The organism is Bacillus sp. ABP14 (assembly GCF_001831375.1).
Classification (GTDB): domain Bacteria; phylum Bacillota; class Bacilli; order Bacillales; family Bacillaceae_G; genus Bacillus_A; species Bacillus_A paranthracis.
In genome coordinates this window covers 2,280,786-2,303,311 of record NZ_CP017016.1, presented here as the reverse complement: position 1 = coordinate 2,303,311, position 22,526 = coordinate 2,280,786, and the positions used below count along the sequence as shown (strand labels likewise).

At 31.9% G+C, this 22,526-nt stretch carries 22 protein-coding genes and 1 pseudogene; 6 read left to right on the top strand and 17 right to left on the bottom strand.

The features are described from left to right. Positions 1-261: 261 nt before the first annotated feature. From BGI23_RS11990 to BGI23_RS11980, 3 genes are all read right to left on the bottom strand, one after another. Positions 262-855: an SGNH/GDSL hydrolase family protein gene (locus BGI23_RS11990; protein ID WP_070806036.1), complete on the bottom strand. Its 594-nt coding sequence runs from the start codon at positions 853-855 to the stop codon at positions 262-264. A 354-nt stretch (positions 856-1,209) separates the two neighbouring features. Further along, on the bottom strand, positions 1,210-2,523 hold the full coding sequence (locus tag BGI23_RS11985; protein ID WP_070806035.1) for a D-alanyl-D-alanine carboxypeptidase family protein: 1,314 nt from the start codon (positions 2,521-2,523) through the stop codon (positions 1,210-1,212). 462 nt (positions 2,524-2,985) lie between these two features. Then, complete coding sequence (locus BGI23_RS11980; RefSeq protein WP_070806034.1) at positions 2,986-3,645, bottom strand: CatB-related O-acetyltransferase; 660 nt, start codon at positions 3,643-3,645, stop codon at positions 2,986-2,988. A gap of 453 nt (positions 3,646-4,098) precedes the next feature. Between BGI23_RS11980 and BGI23_RS11975 the strand changes: the two genes are divergently transcribed. Beyond that, the gene (locus tag BGI23_RS11975) at positions 4,099-4,569 is read left to right on the top strand and encodes a DUF5065 family protein (protein WP_070806033.1); all 471 of its coding nucleotides are present in this window, start codon (positions 4,099-4,101) and stop codon (positions 4,567-4,569) included. A 584-nt stretch (positions 4,570-5,153) separates the two neighbouring features. On the opposite strand, the gene pepD is transcribed toward BGI23_RS11975, so the two are convergent. Next, positions 5,154-6,623 carry a beta-Ala-His dipeptidase gene (gene pepD, locus BGI23_RS11970; RefSeq protein ID WP_070806032.1) on the bottom strand — a complete coding sequence of 490 codons (1,470 nt, stop codon included), beginning with the start codon at positions 6,621-6,623 and terminating at the stop codon, positions 5,154-5,156. Positions 6,624-6,838: 215 nt separating this feature from the next. Here pepD and BGI23_RS11965 point away from each other — a divergent pair. Further along, positions 6,839-7,227 (top strand): annotated as a pseudogene (locus BGI23_RS11965) (YxeA family protein). Positions 7,228-7,245: 18 nt separating this feature from the next. Here BGI23_RS11965 and spoIISB read toward each other — a convergent pair. Next, positions 7,246-7,422 (bottom strand): stage II sporulation protein SB, encoded by a 177-nt coding sequence (spoIISB, locus tag BGI23_RS28415; RefSeq protein ID WP_000852621.1) that lies wholly within the window; start codon positions 7,420-7,422, stop codon positions 7,246-7,248. A 558-nt stretch (positions 7,423-7,980) separates the two neighbouring features. Between spoIISB and BGI23_RS11955 the strand changes: the two genes are divergently transcribed. Further along, a complete protein-coding gene (locus BGI23_RS11955) occupies positions 7,981-8,262 on the top strand; it encodes a hypothetical protein (protein ID WP_070806031.1) in 282 nt (93 codons plus the stop codon). Positions 8,263-8,298: 36 nt separating this feature from the next. Here BGI23_RS11955 and BGI23_RS28410 read toward each other — a convergent pair whose 3' ends face one another. From BGI23_RS28410 to BGI23_RS11930, 5 genes are all read right to left on the bottom strand, one after another. Beyond that, positions 8,299-8,460, bottom strand: coding sequence for a hypothetical protein (locus tag BGI23_RS28410; RefSeq protein ID WP_000852626.1), 162 nt, complete (start codon positions 8,458-8,460; stop codon positions 8,299-8,301). Positions 8,461-8,535: 75 nt separating this feature from the next. Next, complete coding sequence (locus BGI23_RS11945) at positions 8,536-8,661, bottom strand: hypothetical protein (protein ID WP_000588712.1); 126 nt, start codon at positions 8,659-8,661, stop codon at positions 8,536-8,538. Between the two features lie 112 nt (positions 8,662-8,773). Then, entirely contained in the window at positions 8,774-9,511 is a 738-nt protein-coding gene (locus BGI23_RS11940; RefSeq protein ID WP_070807299.1) for a type II toxin-antitoxin system SpoIISA family toxin, read from the bottom strand. A 188-nt stretch (positions 9,512-9,699) separates the two neighbouring features. Next, complete coding sequence (gene gpmA, locus BGI23_RS11935; protein ID WP_070806030.1) at positions 9,700-10,437, bottom strand: 2,3-diphosphoglycerate-dependent phosphoglycerate mutase; 738 nt, start codon at positions 10,435-10,437, stop codon at positions 9,700-9,702. Positions 10,438-10,603: 166 nt separating this feature from the next. Beyond that, complete coding sequence (locus BGI23_RS11930) at positions 10,604-11,086, bottom strand: MarR family winged helix-turn-helix transcriptional regulator (RefSeq protein WP_000191902.1); 483 nt, start codon at positions 11,084-11,086, stop codon at positions 10,604-10,606. A gap of 106 nt (positions 11,087-11,192) precedes the next feature. Here BGI23_RS11930 and BGI23_RS11925 point away from each other — a divergent pair, with 106 nt between their 5' ends. Next, positions 11,193-12,878 carry an alpha-keto acid decarboxylase family protein gene (locus BGI23_RS11925; protein ID WP_070806029.1) on the top strand — a complete coding sequence of 562 codons (1,686 nt, stop codon included), beginning with the start codon at positions 11,193-11,195 and terminating at the stop codon, positions 12,876-12,878. A 121-nt stretch (positions 12,879-12,999) separates the two neighbouring features. On the opposite strand, the gene BGI23_RS11920 is transcribed toward BGI23_RS11925, so the two are convergent. The 7 genes from BGI23_RS11920 to BGI23_RS11890 all read right to left on the bottom strand — a co-directional run bounded on the left by BGI23_RS11920 (position 13,000) and on the right by BGI23_RS11890 (position 20,469). Continuing rightward, positions 13,000-13,782: a class I SAM-dependent methyltransferase gene (locus BGI23_RS11920; RefSeq protein ID WP_044791803.1), complete on the bottom strand. Its 783-nt coding sequence runs from the start codon at positions 13,780-13,782 to the stop codon at positions 13,000-13,002. A gap of 284 nt (positions 13,783-14,066) precedes the next feature. Beyond that, a complete protein-coding gene (locus tag BGI23_RS11915; protein WP_044791804.1) occupies positions 14,067-14,474 on the bottom strand; it encodes a VOC family protein in 408 nt (135 codons plus the stop codon). Between the two features lie 121 nt (positions 14,475-14,595). Then, positions 14,596-15,306 carry a class I SAM-dependent methyltransferase gene (locus BGI23_RS11910; protein ID WP_070806028.1) on the bottom strand — a complete coding sequence of 237 codons (711 nt, stop codon included), beginning with the start codon at positions 15,304-15,306 and terminating at the stop codon, positions 14,596-14,598. 98 nt (positions 15,307-15,404) lie between these two features. Then, the gene (locus BGI23_RS11905; protein WP_070806027.1) at positions 15,405-16,166 is read right to left on the bottom strand and encodes an ABC transporter ATP-binding protein; all 762 of its coding nucleotides are present in this window, start codon (positions 16,164-16,166) and stop codon (positions 15,405-15,407) included. A gap of 11 nt (positions 16,167-16,177) precedes the next feature. After that, positions 16,178-18,517 carry an ABC transporter permease gene (locus BGI23_RS11900; protein WP_070806026.1) on the bottom strand — a complete coding sequence of 780 codons (2,340 nt, stop codon included), beginning with the start codon at positions 18,515-18,517 and terminating at the stop codon, positions 16,178-16,180. A 6-nt stretch (positions 18,518-18,523) separates the two neighbouring features. Beyond that, positions 18,524-19,771, bottom strand: coding sequence for an MFS transporter (locus tag BGI23_RS11895; protein WP_083322712.1), 1,248 nt, complete (start codon positions 19,769-19,771; stop codon positions 18,524-18,526). A 62-nt stretch (positions 19,772-19,833) separates the two neighbouring features. Further along, positions 19,834-20,469 carry a TetR/AcrR family transcriptional regulator gene (locus tag BGI23_RS11890; RefSeq protein ID WP_070806025.1) on the bottom strand — a complete coding sequence of 212 codons (636 nt, stop codon included), beginning with the start codon at positions 20,467-20,469 and terminating at the stop codon, positions 19,834-19,836. A gap of 485 nt (positions 20,470-20,954) precedes the next feature. On the opposite strand from BGI23_RS11890, the gene BGI23_RS11885 reads away from it, so the two are divergent. Continuing rightward, complete coding sequence (locus tag BGI23_RS11885) at positions 20,955-21,167, top strand: hypothetical protein (RefSeq protein ID WP_070806024.1); 213 nt, start codon at positions 20,955-20,957, stop codon at positions 21,165-21,167. 586 nt (positions 21,168-21,753) lie between these two features. Next, positions 21,754-22,257 (top strand): exosporium protein ExsF, encoded by a 504-nt coding sequence (gene exsF, locus BGI23_RS11880; protein ID WP_001257912.1) that lies wholly within the window; start codon positions 21,754-21,756, stop codon positions 22,255-22,257. Positions 22,258-22,526 lie beyond the last annotated feature (269 nt).

Genomic DNA, 22,526 nt, shown 5'->3' with positions numbered 1-22,526 from the left:
TTGTTCCACATTTACAAAAAAATTTAATTTATGATCAAGTTACATTCGAAGGAGAAGATTTTAAGATTCTTACAAACAATAGAAGCGGATCTATTTAACACGAAAAAGGGCCCTTATTCTAAGGGTCCTTCAACAAAAAATAACTAAGTGTATACAATAAAAAAGAATTACTTAAAATTTAATTTATAGACGCCGTATATCTTCTATTCCGCATCAAAACCCATATGCTGTATGCGACTGGGGATTCGTTCACTCTAAAGCTTATTTAGAAGAGTCATGTACAGGTAAACTACTATGAATTAATTCAGCAACTTTCACATATCCTTTTGAGTTTGGATGAATTAAATCCTTAGACCAAACCGTATCATCATTAACTAAATGATGATCCCAAAAGTCAACATGATGAAGCTTATACTCTTTACTCAGTGAACGTATAACTTCGTTTGCCTCTAATAATTGTTCTTTTACTACTTGCTTTTTTTTAGATGATAAAGGAAGCCTAACTGTAAAATCTGGAAGGTTTCCTATAATAATATCAGCATCTGCTTTACTTAATGTATCTATCATAAATTCCATATCGTTCTTATATTCTTGATGATTCCAACGTCCTTTTAATACATCGTTTGCACCTGCGATTAGACTTACCAAATCTGGATTAAACGTTAATGCTTTTTCCAATTGCTGCGAGCGAATTTCTTTAGTTACTAAACCACGCTTTGCAAAATTGGCATATTCCATATCAAATGCACATATTTGAACAAAATGATCTACCCAGCTTTTTAATGCAATCCTCTCAACTTCATCCCCTATGCCCTCGGTAAAACTATCACCAATCGCTACAAATCGCTTCCACATATGTATTCCCCCTTTTTGTTGTTTATATCTACACTATATAATAGTTCACAATGTATATCTATTTTCATTGTAATTTAATTGAATAATGAATCTTCTTCCATCCTGTGTAACTTTATTAAACTATCCTTGTACCAGGGTGCTTTAAATTCAAAATCAAAATAAACTCCATCCTTTTTTATATTTCTACAAAAAAGATAGCGTTTTAGGGATTATATAGATACAAATTTATTTTAGCTTAATAGCAATACAAAAAGTTCCGACGGACAAATATGAAAAAATAATGCCTTCTTCAATTCCAAGCCATCAACATAAAAATCTATAATACTTTGAAAGCTTTTATTTCAGACTATAAAATTAGCTTTTTACTATATCAAACGCACTGTCCCACATACCGCTAAAAAAAGATCCGATGTTACGCATAAAACGTGTGAACCAATTTGCTTGTTCTATATCAGATTTTGTTACAAGGTCTACTTGTAATGATTTACCTAATAAAAAACCAGGATCTGTACTATCTTTAGGCGAGATAATCATTTTACTAATTGTTACACCTTTTTTAATAGGTGCTTCTTGTTCTTCATTCAATACTTTAAATTCTTTTTTATATACGTCTTTGTTGCTCTTTGGTATTGGAAGTGAAACAGCTTGCTTCGTTTGAACAACTACATCTTTGTCTTTTGCATTTGCTACTCGCACTGTTTCATGCCCGTTTACTACTGAATCTTTTCCATAAACTTTCTTCATTTCAAAATTCGCAAATCCATAATCATATAATTTCTTCGTTTCAACAAAACGTGCTGCATGAGAGTTTGCTTTTATCACGACAGAGATTAAACGCATACCGTTTCTTTCTGCTGTACCAGTGAAACAATCCCCAGCTTCAGGGGTAGTTCCTGTTTTCAACCCATCTACACCTTCGTATTGCTTAATTAAACCTGTTAACATCCAGTTAAAGTTCGTCATATCAATTGGATACTTACCACCTTGTTGAAATGTTTTTTTAGGGATTTTTGCAGTATCTAATATTTTCGGAAAATCTTGAATAAGACGTTGTGCTAAAATCGCACAATCTCTTGCGGACATTTTATTTTTCTCGTCTGGAGTTGTCCCTTCTGGGTGATGTCCTTTTAAATCATAGTTTGTTAAACCTGTTGAGTTTACAAATTTATAATTTTTCATTCCAAACTCTTTTGACTTATCGTTCATCATTTTTACGAAATTAACTTCTTTCCCAGCAATCTCTTCAGCTAAAGCAATTGTTGCACCGTTTGCAGAATAAATTACCATTGCCTCATATAACTCTTTGACCGTATAAGAGCCTCCATTTTCTAATGGAACGTTTGATAAGGAACGATCTTGCGAAATCTTATATGCATATTCAGAGATTTTAACTTTTTGATTCCATTTAAGTTTTCCGTTCTCCACCGCTTCATGAACTAAATATTCACTCATCATTTTTGTCATACTAGCAATTGCTAATAATTCATCTGCATTTTTTTCATATAAAATTTTCCCGGAATTTGCTTCTACTAAAATTGCTGATCCTGCTTCTACTTCTATAGCAGAAACTGTTTCCGCTGATGCACTTCCAGATATAACAGTTATGCTACAAAATAGTGTAAGCACTGTTATTATTGCAATAAATCTCTTGCAAAACATACCTTTCACTTCTGTTACCTCCAATATCTTTGTACTCAAAAAAGCGTTATTCTGACATAATCCTTCAAAAATAGACAACGTTATCAAATTCTAAATATAAGACATTAGGACCACTTTCATATAGAATATTTCATCCCGCTCTTTTAGACAAACTGACACTTATTACCCACACTTTTAACACCTTTGTATTTTTCAAAATGATTCGTACTTTCATATTTTTTAGGATTACACTTAATCGACAATCTAAGTAATCCATTTGTTCCATATTTACAAAAAATAAAACCAGTGTGTCCTGATTAATTATCGAGGCAAACTGGCAGTTAAGCATTTGTTTATTAGCTATTAAGGATTTTTATTATTTAATTCAGCTATTTACTATACTTATACTAGAGATGAATTTCCCTTAGTCTAGACTATTAATTTTTATAATAAAAAACTACATCCTATACAGAATGTAGTTTTTTCACAGACTTATCTATTTTTTACTTCCTTTTTATAAAAATCATATAATAGTTTAATAGATGAGCTAGATAATATAGGCATTGCCTTCTCAACTAATTCTCTATTCCAATCAAACCAACGCATTTCCATCAGCATATTCATTTCTGTATCATTAAACCGCTTCTTTATTTCCTTAGCAGGATTTCCACCAACTATTGTATACGGCGGAACATCTTTACTTACGACAGTTCCTGCTGCAACGATTGCACCTTCACCAATTGTAACGCCAGGCATTATTATAGCATTCATTCCAATCCAAGCGTCACTTTTAATGACTGTATCACCCTTCGGTTCATATGAATGTTCAATTTGCTCAGCGAATGGATATACTGTAATCCATTCTGAGTGATGATTATGATTACCACCCATTAAAATGACTACTCCACTGGCAATACAAACATAATTCCCAATAATGAGTTTATCAAGATGCCATCCCATCTGTTCAATTGGATTGAAAAGTGCTCGGGACTTAGCATCCCCCCACAAATACCTTACACAGCCATCTTCAAAATTTTGATGACCATAATAACCTGAATAATAGGAGTACTCTCCTACCTCAATGAGTGGATTTGTAACTATATCTTTTAAATACTTCGTTTCTGACCAATGATTATATAATGGATACTTCATACCTTTATTCCTCGCTTCTAAGTATTGTAGATCTTTGTAATTCACTTAGAAGCTTAATACGACTGCTACATTTTTTAGCTTTCTCAAACGACGAATCATTATATTCAAGCCTTTCTGTTATAATAAAAAAATCATAACGTGTTAAATTACATAAGTCAAATTGTAAAATGATGTATTGAAACTTAAAGTATGAATTGAAATTTAAACATTAAAACAATCGAATTTTCAAATAACAAATCCCAATTACATATGATAAAGATTTCTTAACTATACCTCTAACTTCTTTCCTGTAATAGCCGTAACTTCCTCGATATAGTCTTATTACATTTTAATTTGTCTGATAAATCAATAAATGTTAATATGATTATAGAAGATATTATCATCCATTAGATTTCACAGCCAGTTTTTCACAAAACGATTTCTGAATCCTTAAGTAAATAGGAGGTTTAGAACATGAAACTTTTAAGGCAATCCACAATTATTGGCGCATTGACTGTTGGAGGATTTTTATTTTCGAATACAATTGGTACGCTCCCACCTGTTTCTGCTGAATCGCAACTTATACAAAAGGAATCGCAATTTTTAGATAATTGTCGTTGGCAAAGCTATTTTTTATTACATCATAATGCAGATTTTATAGAAGAGTTAGCAGTTGGTGACTTAAAACATGGAGATACATTCGATGTTACTATATATACTGGTGGTAAAGATACTGGTATTGTAAAAATATATCAATTGAGCGGGAATGAAAATGATGAAATAAACTTACATAGATATAAAACCATTTATGACTCGGGTTTGAATCATAATTATGGTAGATTTGTAACACCTATTACTAAGGCTTATAATCCTGGAACATATGTAGCTGTTATGAAACTTGGAGAAAATTATTATTATGGAGGCAGCTTTAAAATCTCAAAATAATTAAACCTCATCAAAAAATATTAAATACTATTTTTATTAGACAAAAACCATTTTAAAAGGTCCTCTACCTTATATAAGATAGAGGACCTTTTGATTATTTTCCCTTTTTAAAGTTAAAAAAACCCTTACTTTCTTTATAAATTATATTTTTTATTCAACAACTGTTTTCACCTCATTAAGTTCTATAATCTAATATGCAATATTGCATATTCTATATGTTCACTTTTTAAAAATGCGATAATTTATCTATAAAAATATTTAAAATTAATATTGAAAGGAGAATATTACATGTCTTTCTATTCTTGGTCTCCACTTATTTTCTTAATAGTTATTGCAATTATCATTTCTATTCAAAAGACTAAGAAACAATAATTGATTATTTGGAGGTGTAAAAATGTCATTTGCAACATGGAGTGCAATTTTTATTACTTTAATCGGAGCAATTTCTGGAGCAGTCTTTGGTTCGATCTCCTCTAGAAATAAAACCAAAAATTAAATAATGACGTAAAAATGAATTTCTAATAAAACTCTATACAAAAAAGTAGCCTATAAAATTTTATAGGCTACTTTTCATTTCATCATTATTACTTAGCTAATTCTTTCGTACCCTTCATTACATCAACGAAGAATCCCCAGTTATTCACAACAGAAGAAATACTAATATGTTCATCTGGAGTGTGAACATTGAATATATCTGGACCGAATGAAATTGCATCTAATTCAGGCATCTTTTGAACGAATACACTGCATTCAATCCCTGCATGTACAGCGAAGATTTCAACATCTTTATTGTATTTTTCTTGATGCACTTTTTCAAACAAATTACGAATTTGTGAATTCGGATTGTATGGCCATTCTGGATACTCTGACTCGATTTCAAATGTTGCACCAACTAACTCGGCGATACATTTAATCTCATCTGCAACATGTTGTTTTAAACTACTTACAGAACTTCTCACTTCGTTACGTAATTTAATTTCATTTTGTAACGTTTCAATAACGCCTAAATTTGTTGAACTTTCTACAAGACCTTTAATATCCATACTCATACTTTGAATGCCGTTTGGAATTAAGAATAATGATGAAATAAGTTGCTTTTGTGTCTCTTTAGCAAATACTTTTTCTACTTTCTCATCCAATTTTGTAAGTGTAACGTGAACATCTGGATCAACAGCACGCATTTCTTCTTGTAATACTCTCGTCCAAGATTCTAGTTTTTCTTCTACTTTCTCTACATCTTCTGTACGTAATACAACTGTAGCTACACTTTCACGCGGAATTGCATTTGTTTTTAATCCGCCGTGAACTTCACTTATATCAAATTGAATATTTGCTGATAAATCGCGTAATACTCGTCCTAATACTTTGTTCGCATTACCACGTTGTTTATCAATTTCCATACCAGAATGTCCGCCTTTTAAACCACCAACATATAGACGGTATGCATCCGTATTCGCTGGCGCTTCATCCCAAATCACTGGAATTGTTTCAACAGCTTTCGCACCACCTGCGCTACTTACAAGTAATTTATGATCTTCTTCAGAATCAATATTTATAAAAATCTTACCATCAAAGTGATTTGCATCAACAGCAAAAGCCCCGCCCATTGTTGTTTCTTCTTCAGTAGTAATAACTACTTCAAGTGCTGGATGCGGAAGGTCTTGCGAATCTAATAAAGCCATCGCATACGCCACTGCAATACCATTATCAGCGCCTAAAGTCGTTTGATTTGCATATAACATGTCCCCAATGATTCGTAATTCAATTGGATCTTTTTCAAAATCATGTACTGTTGCTTGATTTTTTTCACACACCATATCCATATGACCTTGAATGATAATAGCTGGTACATTTTCATAACCAGCAGTTGCTTCTTTTTTAATAATGACATTTAATGCTTCATCTTGAATCACTTCTAAGTTACGCTCTTTTGCAAAGCCAACTAAATAATCACTAATTTCCTTTTCATTACCTGATCCTCTAGGAATCTTTGAAATTTCTGCAAAATGATAAAATACAGGGTGCTTTGTTAATTGTTCTAAAGTAGAATACATTTTTAAGCTCCTCTCAAAATAACAAAATAATATGTAAGTCTTTTATCATTATACCATGATTCATAATTTTACTTTTCTTTTAACTTTTAATATGATGTTCATTTTATGTACAACACTATTACAACATTGTAAGGATGTTGTAATTTATATCGATTTTTCTCATTTCACAATAATCATATACTGTGTAAAGAAACAAATTGAAGGAGATAAAGAAAATGAAACAGTTTGTAGCAATTATTACACTATGTTTATTATTTTCTAGTTTTACTATTGGCTGTGAGAGAGCATCACTAAATCGAATTGGTAAAGATGTATATTACGTACAGATACAAGACGAGGGAACTATCGAAAAGTTGAAGGTAAAAACTTAAGAAACTACACACTGCCTGCTTATGACGAAGACGGAGTAAAAAAACAAATTACATTTAGAAGTAAGAAAGCATCAAACGAACAGAAATTAAATGAAAATGCATTTTTATGTCTTTATGTAAATCAAGATGATAAGAGCAAAAATGAAATCTCATCAATTGAAGTGAAGTCATATGAAGAGGTTCAGGAAGCTGAGTTACCTGCAAAAGTAAAAGAAAAATTAAATGCTAAATAAAAAACAAAAGAAAATGCTCTATGCATTTTCTTTTGTTTTTGTGACTCGTATATATTTTGAACTGCTATTATTCATCAGTTTCTCTAATCGATTTATATTTTCCGTTAATGCACCTTTCACAAGAGAGAAATCTGTATTCGGTTCTTCTTTTTTTTCTTTAAAAAACGAAGACTTTTGTACATTTACTTCAGCCATCTCTTCTCCCCCTCTTCAAAAATATACAATCTTCTATTTATATTATATCGTAAATGTAAACAGCATGTACAAGTATCATTTTCTTTTTAATTCATCTTCTAATTCTTCTACTTGCTGTAATGTATCTCCTTTTATTAACGAGAAATCCGTTGTATCTTCAACTCCTACCTGGCATTCTCTCTTTTTCATTTTTGTTAATTATCATAAAATTACCAATATTAATCTACTATTTAATAATAATATTTGATATTATAAAAAAGTAGATTTTATTGGAATTATAATCTAATATATTTATGATTAAAATAATTTTTCACACATAATAGATTTAAAAACAACACACTCTATTTACACTATTATACGTCTAGATACAACAGAAAAGAATGAGGTTATTTCTAACAATGGATTCTTTGTTATTGAATTACCAAACACTCAATGGCTATTAACTCGAAATATAATAAATGATTCCTTTGATATAACGTATTTAACCAAAAATCTTTTCGAAAATGAAATAGCAAAACTAATAAAACATTAATCCTTTAAGATGGGAGTATATTTATATTGAATAAACAACAGCATTCTAGCAAAAAAAAGGAAGGCTTTTTCGAAAATAGGATATTACCCATCATCACTGTTCTTTCAGGTGTCATTCTACTAGTGTACAAAGGGTTAGAATTTATTTCAAAGTATGTATTAATTTTAATCTTATTTACACTAATTATTGCTTCGTTATACTTATTGTTTATGAAAGAAATAGTTGGTGCTGTTATTGGATTCCTTTTTGCGGCCCTTGGGTATTATATGTATAAAATCATTTTTAAACAAAAAAGAAATAGCAGATAAGCAAATCATAAAGAGTGTATATAAAAGAGAATGCTTTTACGCATTCTCTTTTATATACTTATATGGAATTGCCTCTACAAATTTTTCTAATCGATCTACATTTTGAGTCAATGCACCTTTCACAAGAGAGAAATCTGTATTTGGTTCTTCTTTTTTTTCTTTAAAAAACGAAGACTTTTGTACATTTACTTCAGCCATCTCTTCTCCCCCTTTTCAAAAAGATACAACCTTCTATTTATATTATATCGTAAATGTAAATAGCATGTACAAGTATCATTTTCTTTTTAATTCTTCTTCTAACTCTTCTACTTGCTGCAACGTATCTCCTTTTATTAAAGAGAAATCAGTTGTATCTTCATTATCTTCTTTGAAAAAATCATTGTCATAATCTTTTATCACTACAATCACCTCTACGTGCTAGTGTAGGAATGATTGTCCGATTTTATACAAGTTTGTCTAAATTCGCTTTACCTTTATGTATAAGTGAAAAGGACAGAAAAAATTTCTGTCCTTATTTACTAAAATAACTATGATGTATTGTTAAATTATATACATTTTCAAAATCCCGATCTTGCAGGTTATTTTTCTTCCCATCAATAACAATGAAAACATCACTCACTATTTTTGCTGGTATAATTCCGACATTTTCTACTTGTACTGCTTTCTGCTCATTCAATTGCTCAATGTACTCTAATGGAATAATCGTACTAAATTGAGAACGGATACCGCGAAAGTTTGCATTTAATTCCTTTGCCGCTTCAAATACAACAATTTTTGCTCCAATCTTTTCCCCATACGAATCTAAAAATGCGTTTAAGCTTTTTGTGTATTCTTCCTCCGTATGCCATTCCATCGTACCGAACACTGCTGGATTGACATTTTGAATGATTGTTGTGTATATTTCTCCCCTTGCTTTAGAAGCAATTAATGACCGTTTTATCGATTGAACCGTCTTGCCGATATCGCTAAATTTCGCTCCCCATATTTCTGAAATATTAGGTGTTAAAATAAATGCAATATCAACGAAAATAACCATTGCAGTGAACATTAAAAGATTTTTCCAGAGGGTTAAATCAATTCCTTTTATCATGAAATACACGGTGACTGATATTATAAACAACCCATACCAAGTCTTTCTAATACGTTGCTTCTTCTCCTCGTACAACTCTTCGTTTTTCCAATAAAAGAAAACAAGTACTAGAAAAACGATTGCTAAAATAAATAAGCCGATTCGAATGTTAGAGATCACCAATGACATCACCCTCCATTCAAAAACTACTCACGATATCATTACATGCACAAGCAACTCTCTTTATGACAAAAGACGTGGACAAGCTTCTAAATTTAGTTACATCGCATATACATTAGAAGGTACCACGTCTTTTACCTTGAATCTACATTGTATATGTAGACAAGCATGTGTTTCAAATTTTCATGTCAAAAAGAAATATGTTTCGGAATTTCCCCTTCAGGTACTTCTCCATCCATACTTAAGTAATAATGACGAATTGGACGTAAATCATCGTCTAATTCATACACGAGTGGTATGCTCGTTGGAATGTTTAATGAAACGACACCATCGCTTGAAAGGTTATCTAAATATTTTACTAGCGAGCGAATTGTGTTACCATGTGATGAAATGATTACTTTGTTACCATTCTTTAATTTCGGCGCAATTTCTGAATGCCAATAAGCAAGTACTCTTTTCTCCGTATCCACTAAACATTCTGTCAATGGAAACTCACCTTTTTTCAGTGCTTTATATCTTGGATCATTCATTTCATACCTGCGATCATCCTCAGTAAGAGCCGGTGGTCTTACATCAATACTTCTTCTCCAAATATGAACTTGCTCCTCACCATATTTTTGCGCGGTTTCATCTTTATTCAAACCTTGCAATGCACCATAATGTCTTTCATTTAGCTTCCAAGATTTATGTACTGGCACCCAGGCAAGATTCATCTCATGAAGTACAATCCATAACGTCCGAATTGCTCGTTTTAATACAGATGTATAAGCTACATCAAAAGTATATCCGTTTTTCTTTAATATCGCTCCTGCTTCTCTCGCTTCACTTAATCCATTCTCTGATAAATCTACATCTGTCCATCCAGTAAAGCGATTTTCAAGATTCCATAAACTCTGTCCGTGACGAATAAGTACAAGTTTTATCATAATAATTCCCCTTTCGGAAATGTGAATTTTATTGTTCCATTGCGTACACGTATAAAGTATCTAGTAATGTATCTTTTTATCCATTCACTCTATGACCAAATCATAGTTGCCAAATGTATGGATAAAATTTGTTCTTTTTCAAACGATAAAAACAGAAGTTTTTTCATTATTTTTGATCGACTGGTATTTCCCGTTTCGATATCCAAGCGTCAAAACCTGATCGGCTATTTGCCATTTCATTCATAACTTGATGCCAATTTTCTTCACACGATTCACCAAATTTTGAAAAAATAGCACCCATTTGTTGCCTTTGTACATCGCTCAGTTTTTTCTCTAAATCGGTACCTTTTTCTGTTAAAGATAACTGTTTCACACGGCGATCATGTGTAGCTTCATTACTCTCAATTAAGCCCTTTTCCACAAGTTGTCGTAATGGTCCGTGAAGAGCTTGTTTACTTATTTCTAGTAGTGATAATAACTCATTTACACTTATCCCTGGAAAGCGTGCGATAAAAAATAAAATTCGATGATGTACTCTTTGAATACCATACTCTTTTATAATTTCATCTGGCTTTTCAGTAAATGTTTTATATGCAAAGTAAAATAAGGCTAATGCTTCATTCATCTGTTCTTCTTTATGTTGTGTCATCTACTTTCCCCCTGTATGTAAATTATACCACATTCTCGTAATGAATTTTTAAATCCATACTCTAGAGCTACTTTCGTTTATTACAAGACAGCAAAACAACGAGGAGATGATTCACTTGAAAACGCAATATACTGTTAGTACTTATTTATTAGACCGACTAAGCGAATTAGGAATTGAACATATTTTTGGTGTCCCTGGTGATTATAATTTGGCTTTTTTAGATGATGTAATAGCACATGAAAATGTAGAGTGGATTGGCAATTGTAATGAATTAAATGCGGCATATGCTGCAGATGGATATGCTCGTATAAAAGGAATCGGTGCTCTTATTACCACCTTTGGCGTTGGGGAATTAAGTGCCATTAACGGAATTGCTGGTTCATATGCTGAAAATGTACCCGTTATAAAAATAACAGGTACGCCAACAACAACTGTAATGGAAAATGGAGAGCTCGTTCATCATACGTTAGGCGACGGAAAGTTTAATCACTTTTCCAATATGTATCGAGAAATTACCGTTGCACAAACTAATTTAACCCCAGAACATGCTGCTGAGGAAATTGACCGTGTGTTACGTGCATGTTGGAATGAAAAACGCCCTGTTCATATTAATTTGCCGATTGATGTGTATAATAAACCAATTAATAAACCTACAGAACCAATTTTACATAAACCGATTTTAAGTAATAAAGAAACACTGGATAAAATGCTTCTACATGCCATTTCAAAAATAAATAGTGCAAAGAAACCTATTATTTTAGCTGATTTTGAAGTGGATCGTTTTCATGCTAAAGAATATTTATATCAATTTGTAGAAAAAACAGGGTTTCCTATTGCAACGTTAAGTATGGGAAAAGGAATATTTCCAGAAAAACACCCTCAATTTATAGGGATTTATACTGGTGATGTAAGTTCTCCATACTTGCGTAAAAGAATTGATGAATCTGACTGTATTATTAGTATTGGTGCGAAGTTAACTGATACTATTACAGGTGGCTTCACACAAGGTTTTACGAAAGAACAAGTTATTGAAATTCATCCCTACACTGTGAAAATTACAGATAAAAAATACGGGCCAGTTGTAATGAAAGATGTTTTACAACAGTTAAGTGATGTAATTAAGCATCGAAATGAAGAAACGCTTAATATTAAGCCATTTATTTCAGAATCACTACCTATAACAGAAGAGTTCAATCCAAAAGCACAAATGGTTACACAAAAACGTTTTTGGCAACAAATATACCATTTCTTACAAGAAAACGACGTCTTACTTGCAGAGCAAGGAACACCTTTCTTTGGTAGTGCCGCTATCCCTTTACCAAACAATACTACATATGTAGTGCAACCATTATGGGGATCGATCGGCTATACGTTACCTGCTCTACTTGGTACACAGCTCGCTAATTTATCGCGGCGCAACATTTTAATTATTGGTGATGGTTCTTTCCAATTAACTGTCCAAGAGTTATCGACCATGCTTCGTCAAAATTTAAAACCGATTATATTTTTAATTAATAACAATGGTTATACTGTTGAACGTGCAATTCATGGTCAAAACGAACCGTATAATGACATACAAATGTGGGAGTACACAAAACTAGCGAAAGTATTCGGAACAGAAGAAAAAAGCCTAACATGTAAAGTAGAAAATGAAACAGAGTTACAAGAAGTCTTAACTAAAATAAGTATTGATAAGGATCAGCTTACCTTTGTTGAAGTTGTAATGAGCCAAGGGGATCAACCTGAACTGCTAGCTAAACTTGGGAAGAGATTCGGCCAGCAAAATTCTTAATATAAAAAGCATAACCTAATTATATAAAAGGAAAAGGATGGAAAGTGCCACCCTTTTCCTTTTATATATACTATTTTAAGAACCTTCTTCGACTAACGTCTCGTGTGACAAGTCAAAATTTTTAATCAACCTTTAACTTTATAGCTTTTGTAGCAATAAATGTTTTAATATGCTTATCTAATATCCTTGTTCCACCAAAATCATCCTCATAAAAACCTGTTATAATAAAACCCGCTTCAATTTGGCCTTGGATTTGATCTTCCAGTGTATGCGCATATTCTATTGTTTGATTTGAATCGATGTAATCTTGAACTTCATCCTCTGGTAAATAATCCAATGTCGATGAAGGGATTGAATGTTTTACATCAAGAATACCTTTTTGTTCTTGATTATCATCAAAAATCCATAGTAACGGATTTGTAAATCCAGAAATGAGAATACCTTTATTCTTTAAAACCCTTGAAACTTCATTCCATACAAGATGTACATCTTTTACAAATAAATTAGAAACAGGATTTACAACAATATCAAAATATTCATCCTCAAAATCACTGAGGTCTGACATATCTCCTTGAACTGTTTTTAAATTTAACCCATCCCGTTCTGCTACCTTTTTATCTTGTTCCAACTGCTTTCTTGATATATCAGTAACTGTTACATCCGCCCCAGCAGCAGCTAGAACAGGTGCTTGTTGCCCTCCACCTGACGCTAAGCAAAGTATCTTTAATCCATCTAATGATTTTGGAAACCAATCTCTAGGAACTGATTTTTCTGTGGTAACTGTGATTTCCCATTCACCTGATTTACTTCTTTCAATAACCTCGCTACTTACAGGTTGTGTATATCTAGAACCTTCTTCAACCTTTTTATCCCATGCATTACTGTTTTGTTGAGTTGTATCCATTATAACTATTCCCCCTAGCTATCTTGTTACATTTTAAGTGTAAGATCATTTACTATTTATGTTTTTTTCTATTAACCTAACCAATAATTAATACATATTTTTCTATATTTATATTAACAGATAAAAAGTAGTAAGAAAAATAAAATATTCTAAATAGAAAAAATACAAATTCATTTAAACAAATAAAAAGGCATTCCAAACTTGTTGACGGTTGGAACACCTTTTTATTTGTTATTTAAATTTTCAACCTCTTAACTACACCCATTAAACAAATCAATTACAATTTATTCCGCAAGCGTTAACTGCCAAGACACACCATACTTATCATTTAACCAACCAAATCTTTTGCTAAACGGATAGGCACCTAAAGGCATAAGTACTGCTCCATCCTCCGCTAGTTTATTAAAAGCTGTTTCAATTTCTTCTTCCGTATCACAAGTTACATAAAGAGACATAGCTGGAGTGAACGTAAAGTTATGATTTACATAACTATCAATACACATAAACTCTTGGCCATTTAGCGTAAACGTTGCATGAATGACAGTACCCTCTTTACCAGGTCCGTTTTCATCGTAACGAGAGATATTTACAATTTCTGATTGATCGAATAGCGACGTGTAAAAATTCATTGCTTCCTCAGCTTTTCCTTCAAACATTAAAAACGTAGTAATTTTTTGATTTGTGTTACTCATTTAGAGACAACCCCTTGTTATGTATTTATGCAAAATATACATCGGTTAACAAAAAAACGAACATACATTCTCATAAGTATATTGTCTATAAAAACGATGAGTTTGTCAATTATCTACTTTCTTATTTCTTCTTAAATAATGCTGTCCAAAGAAATGATTCTCCAAACATAGTACTTGGTTGTTCAATCTGTTCCATCTTTCTAATTTCAATCACTTCAAATCCTTTAAATATCTCTCTTAGTTTTTCTTCCGAATAAGCAAGACCTCCTTGTAGACTCCATCCTCTATATACGTCCCAATCTGTTATTTCTGAGCCATTTCGCTCATCTAAATCGCCTGCCGCAAAACATGTTAATCCGAAATAACCACCTGATTTCAATGCGTTTTTAATTAAATCCACATAATTTATTCTTCTATGTGGTGGAATATGATGTAAACAGCCCGAATCGTATACAAAATCAAATTCATTTTGAACCTCTAAATTAAAAATTGAATCACAAATAAATTCAATTTCTACTCCTTTTGCTAACGCCCTCTCTTTCGCCCAGCTAATGCCTTCTATAGATAAATCTACTGCTGTTACATCAAACCCTTCATGTGCTAGATAAATTGCGTTTCTACCCGGACCACATCCAAGTTCCAGTAATTTCCCTTTTGAAACCCGTTTTTTTTGTATATACGAAACTAGATTCTCATCTGGAACATTTTCAAAAAACGGAACATCTTTTTCTCTATTCGCATAAAATTCATTCCAAAATGGTTCTGCTGGTCTTAATAATGAATCCAGCATTTTAATAATATCTTCTTGCGTGTGCAACGTTTCATTTTTCATTTGCACCCCTCCAGTTTCAATATTCAGAAAATTATTATATACCTTTTAGAACTTTAAGACAAAGAAAAAACTCCTACATTCAATAGGAGTTTTTCTCTTTAAAATCCAAGTACAGCTAACCAGTTTAACAACTTCTCTTCTCGCGCTTTTAAATCATCGTTCCTAAGCTTACCTAACTGTATTTCACTAACAATTTCTCCGTCCGCCATAAAAAGAATTCTTTCTGTTTTTGCTGCTACTTTCACATCATGAGTGACTAACATAATGGTCGTTCCATCACGATTAATATTTAATAATATTTGCATTACTTCTTCTGTTGCTTTTAAATTTAAAGCACCAGTCGGCTCATCTGCAAAAATAATATTTGGATTATTAATGAGCGCTCTACAAATAGAGACTCTTTGTAATTGTCCCCCAGATGCTTCGGTTATATAATGAGACGCTATATCACTTATCCCCATATTCTCCATTAGCTCTAGAGCACGTTTATTTACTATTTTCTTACTCTCACATTTCGCTAAATATGCTGACAAGATGATATTATCAAATAGGTTCAAGTTTCTAAGAAGGTTGCTCTGCTGAAAAATAAATCCTATTTCAGTAAGGCGTAATTTTGCTAACGCTTCTTCTTTCATACATGATAATTCTGTACTATCAATTTTTACACTTCCTGATGACATTTGATCCATTCCACTAATATTATATAGTAGCGTCGATTTCCCAGAACCAGAAGGCCCCATGACTGATACAAATTCTCCCTCATAAATCTCTAAATCTATATTTTTTAACACGTGATAATTTGTATTTCCATCCATTGAATATGTTTTGTTTACTTGCTTTACTTCTAAAATTTTTTTCAAGTGATACACCCCTACTCCCCATTTGGCTTTACATCGTTTGTTTGCTTCATAGTAAAACTACTGAAAAGCGTTGTTGCAGTCACACATATACATAATATAGCTGGACATATTACATAAGAAACGATAGGATTCACGACAAACTTTATATGAGCAGCTCCCATAAAAGACCCTAACCAACTTACTAACATTTCACCAAACGTAGCAGCTATACATGTCCCTATCACAATGCCTAATAATACAATGACGATAGAACGTGTTATATACTGTATACGAATATCTTTACTAGAAAAACCGATATTTTTCATAATTAAAATTTGCGAAGAATCTTTTGCTAATAACATTTTGAAAAACATTGCAGTAATTAAAACTGATATCAATATCGCAATCAAAATAGCCACTTGAGTCACGAGTCTTAATTGTTTAATTGTTTCTCCTAAAGTTTGCGTTAAATAATCATCCGTATCTGTTATTTTTGCAGAACTAAATTTTTGTTTATACTCCTTCACTTTTTCTTGCAAATCAACATTAGACTTTAAATCTACATTTACTACATACCATAATATGTTTTGGTTATTATAAGAAAAGCTCGCTTTAGCTGTTTTCCCGCCATTTGTTACATCTTGATACATACCACTAATCGTTAGTGTTTTCTCTTTCCCATCAACAAATAAAACGATACGATCCCCTACATTCTTTTTTAATTCATTTGCGTTCATATAAGAAAGAGCAATTTCATTTTCATTTTTTGGTGCCCTACCTTTGATATAGTCTAATGGAAATTTAGTGAAGTCTCCCATTTCTACATTTAAGTTTTCATGTGTACCATCAGCGTTTACCATTTTAAATGTACTCGTAACAAATGTTGCATATTTTTCTACTTCTTTATCATTTTTTACATATGAAATAACACCCTTAAAACGTTTCTCTATATTTTCAGTTTGCTGTAAATCTATTCGAATATCACTTTTTCCTGTCCCCATATAATTTACAAACTTCGGTGACTGAATCGTATACAAAAAGTTAACAGGTACAACAATCATAAACACAGCTATTATTAATACGATACTTAATACGCGATATAACTTAAATCTTTTTATAACATCTTGTATACCAATAAATATATTCACATTTGTAATTTTAGTTTGAGAAAGAGAAAAAGAACTTTTCACCTTCCTCTTTCCTAGATTATCTCTTGATCGTAAAGCATCTATTGCCGTAATTCCCCTAAATTTCCGTAAAATGATACGACAGAACAAGATAACGACTAAAAATAATAGTGTTGTAATTATGAATGGCACAACATTGTGTAAAATACTTTTATCTGCCGCTCCCATATAAAGAGTGATATTCGAAGTGAATATCTTTGTAACAAATAGTGAAAGTATATATCCACATATACACCCACCAGCTGAAATAACAACATATTTTGTTACATATAGTTTTTGAATATCTTTACTTGTAATGCCGATAGCTTTCATAACACCAATTTCCCGATAATCTTCTTCCATCGAAGTAATAATCGTAAATCTAATACATAACATTGCAATTAACATTAATAATGCACTTATTATGATAAGTACTGCAGCTATTATTCCATCTGTTAATGAATTGAGTGTTTTAAATAGTGAATACGTAATAGAGGGACCTTTTTGTGGTAAGTTCGATGACTTATATAGATTTTCAAATTCATTTATTTTATTTTCGTCTGTTAGCTGGAATTCAATAAGATATTCGCTTTCTCCAAAATTTCTTTTTATTCTTTCAAAATCTTTATTGCTTATTACAAATCGTTTTGAACTAACGATTGATGGGTTCATTTGAACATCACGAACAAATGCTGAAATCGTAAATTCTAGTTCATTATTATCTTTAATAACCCATATTTTATCTCCCATACGCAAATTATATTTTTGCATATAATAAATGGGTACACCTATTTCCCCTTTCGTAACATCGACCACTTCATTATTTAAATTTAATAAAAAATCAAACTTACTATTTTGTTTCACGAAACTAATGTCCATTACACTATTATGTTCTGCTTGATTTTTCTTTTTAATAAAAATGTTAGATCCATTTATTTGAACCATCTCAGCCGTTTGCTGTTTTTTTACAAACGGATTTTTTTCTACAAAGGAATCAATTGACTTTTGATTTACTTCTCCGGCATGCATTTGTACGAAGTGCGGTGCGTTTGATACTTTAACCAATTGATCCATTGAGTTCAATAGATTTATAACATTACTTAAAGCACTAGCCATTAAAAGACTTGATAACATGATAAACATAAATAAAATAGTAATTATCATTTTATTTTGAGAGAAATCTCTTTTTAACATTCTCCTAATCATATAAAGCTAGTTCCCTTCATTGGATAGTATTTTCTTCGTCACAACTGCTATTAATAACATTATGAAACTAATAACTAATATAGGTAAATAAATTTTCATACTGAATTCTTCAAACATAAAACCATAAACGACTTGACCAATCGGTGCCATGCATTGGGATACCGCTGTTATAATTGCCATTACTTTTCCTAAGTTCTCATTTGGTGTTTTCTTTTGAACTACAGTAATCACATAGATGGATACAATTGTCATGATCATTGCAATTAAAATAGAAGAAAGTATAAAGAGGATAAATGGTGGATAGTGTCCTAAATTAAGAATAAATGGTGTGACCGATAGCGCCACCGGTATTACTAATAGAGCTATAATAAGCATCCAATAATATAATGTTTTCATCTGTAACTTTTTAGCAAAGAAACCGATTGACAATGCACCTAATATGGTGGCAAAATCAATTAACCCCATCCCGATTCCATACATCGTATCGCTAATCTGCATAGTTACTCGTAAAATAATAGGTCCTCCAACAATAAATAACGGTGTCAAAATTAAGTTTAGTAAAGCTGCAAGTAACATAGCCTTCAAAATAAATGGTTGTTTTAAAACATATATAAACCCTTCTTTCATATCCTTTACAATTGTCGGTATGATATGGCTTTCTTGCACTCTCTTTATAAAAGGTATTGTAATAAACATTTCTAAAATCGCAGATAAAAAGAAAGCAAGACAACTTATTATCAAGAGCATTTTCAAACCAATTATGCCGTACAATATTCCTCCTAATACAGGGGCAACTATATTAGATAATGCTTGCACACCATTTACGATACCGTTCGCTTGTTCTAATTTTTTCTCTGGAACTAATTGCGGAATACTTGCCATTACAACTGGTGCGTACATTGCATTAACAATTGCCAGTAAAAACATAATTGTTCCAATCAATAGAATAGATACAGATCCAGTAAATAACAAAACTATAAAGCTTAATACAATCGCAGTATTTATAAAATCAAAAATAACCATTAAATTACGGCGATTGAAACGATCTGCTATCGCTCCGCCAAGAGGAGCTAGCAAAAACGGAATACTCGTTATCGCATATAATCCTGCGAATATATCAGCACGCCCTGTTAAATCTAGCACATATAATGACAGAGCAAAACGTAAAAGTGTTGAACCCAAAATAGTAATAATTTGCCCACTCACCATTAAATAAAAATCTTTCATCGAAGGTTTTATACTAATAGATATCATAATCACACCCTTCCTTTAATTTAGACCGACTGTCGGTCTATAATAAACAAACAGAAAAAATATCATTTCTGTTTCATTAAAACCTCCAGCATATAATTAAAGGATCCTTCTTTCGCTCCAACAGATACTTCCATCATTTTAATATAAGCTTTCACTCTCCTCATCATTTCTTCCGTCTTCCATTGGAATAACCCCTCATCAAATATGACTTGCGCTGAAGATAGTAATAGTTCAATCGTTTCTTGTGGATATGAAGTCGAAAATATCCCTTCTTCAATTCCTTGTTCTAAAATTTCTGTTAATACAGGAGATAAATGAATAATAGACTGCACTAAACTTTTTTGATGCATTTCTGCATTATTTGGTTGATGAAATTGCTCAATCATTTTAGCTTTTACATCCCCTGATTTTGGAGATTGCTCCATTAAAACTCGAAATAACTTTTCTAATACTGGTATATTTGGATTAGAGACAATTACTTTCGCTTTAGCAACATCTTCTTTAATAATCCTCATAATAATCTCATCCATTACTTCTTCTTTCGATTTAAAATAGTGATAAAAAGTCCCCTTTGCTATCCCTATCTCTTTTAAAATGTCATTTACTGTTGTTTTCGTATAACCTTTCGTAAGAAATAATCGTTCAGCTGTTTCTAAAATTTCTTTTCTACGCTCCTCATACTCCTTAATTATTCGCATTCACGTTCTCCTTCCCGCTAGACCGACTGTCGGTCTATTTTAATTATATGTTTAATTAGTAAAAAGTTTCCTGTTATTGTATATATACAACACCTTACTTTCTATTTCCTTTATAAATTTTTATTTTTTAACTTCCGTTTAATTTGTTTAAAATGTATCTCATGTTTCTTACCGTCACCTTTCATTTGAGGAAAAGAACGATGCCCCCGCTTGATCCTATTTTTCTTGATTCTTCATTCAAATGCACAATACTTTGTAGTTTTTCAGCTCCTTTACCACAAATCTACGCATCTCCTTTTCATCGATAACTTCAAAAAATGACAATTGATTCATACGAAACGGTTTCCCTCTGTTCGATCTATTTACTTATGAATGGATTATTTTGTTAAGTTCCAATATGTAATTTTGCATATTTCATACTTTTAATTTTTACACATGCGATAATTTATTTATAAAAATATAAATTATTAATAAGGGTGATTTATATGCGCAAGTTCCGAAAGAAGATAATTAAATATTTGCAAACATTTTGGGGATGTTTAGCATTTGGTGTATTAATGTTTGCTATCTTCTTAATTATGAATTTAACAGATGCATCTTTAAATTCATTAAGCTGGAGAGACTGGCTAGGTTCTGTAGCAAGCGCAGCCATTTTATCTGTTGGGATGTTTACTTTAAATAAATTGGATTTAAAATAAATATTCGGTCAATACTGAATGTAGGCTGTATGCCAACATTCATGTAAAGTAGTCTTCTCTGTATCTCCTTGTATTGAGCAGTTAGCTTTTGCTAGCTGCTCTTTTATTTCGTTCCAGTTCTTACCTCTTAAAGAACTCTTTGACTACGTTTTCCCAATAAATACACATATCTATTCCCCTTTACTATAAAATGAAATCTTTATTTTGTTATACGCTTCCATTCGTTCCATATGCATTCTCCCTTTCTCAACTATTAACCGGACAAGCATATTTTATTGTATGGAGGAATCCACTCATAAAAATCTACCTTTCTTGTCAAAGAGCATGCTTATATGTATGTTCCTTTTTATTATGTTTCCTTTCATTTCTAAATAGCATTTTCAACTCTATTCATACTATTTTTTCAACTTTAGGTTACAAACTATTTCTGTAAGCGTAGTATCTCCTTTGTACAATAGGCAATTAGTGTTACCCATAACAGTACACTTCTGCACTATTCACTATAAATTTTCATATATTGTATTGTGCTTGTCCAAAACGTGAGGTTGTTACTCACGCAATCTAAATGAAAGAAAGGAGTGAAAATATGCGATCATCTAGTCGTAAGCTCACGAACTTTAATTGTAGAGCACAAGCCCCCAGTACACTACCAGCTCTCGGTTTTGCTTTTAATGCTACTTCACCTCAATTTGCCACACTATTCACGCCACTACTACTACCTAGTACGGGCCCAAATCCAAACATTACTGTCCCTGTAATCAATGATACAATTAGTACAGGAACTGGTATTAGAATTCAAGTAGCTGGTATTTATCAAATCAGTTATACATTAACAATCAGCCTCGATAATGTTCCAGTAGCCCCGGAAGCAGCGCGCTTTTTCTTAACACTAAACTCATCAACTAATATTATTGCAGGATCAGGAACCGCAGTCCGTTCTAATATCATTGGCACTGGTGAAGTAGATGTATCCAGCGGTGTCATTCTAATAAACTTAAACCCTGGTGATTTAATTCAAATTGTACCCGTTGAAGTAATTGGTACAGTAGATATTCGTTCTGCCGCTTTAACAGTTGCACAAATTCGTTAATAAAAACAATATGCTTAACTAATTAACATTCAACATTTAATATTCCTTATACATTCCAAAATATATGTTATAGATTTAACACACATTTATATTAAACAAGCATATTTTATTGTATGGTGACTATGTAGTCACATAAATTTAAAGCGTTCATAAGAGCACACTTATATGTGTGCTTTATTTTTTATGAAAATCAAGCTTTAATATAGCTATTCTGTTTTACTTTATACTCATCACTCTTTTGAACATTTACCTTTTTATTGTTATATTTG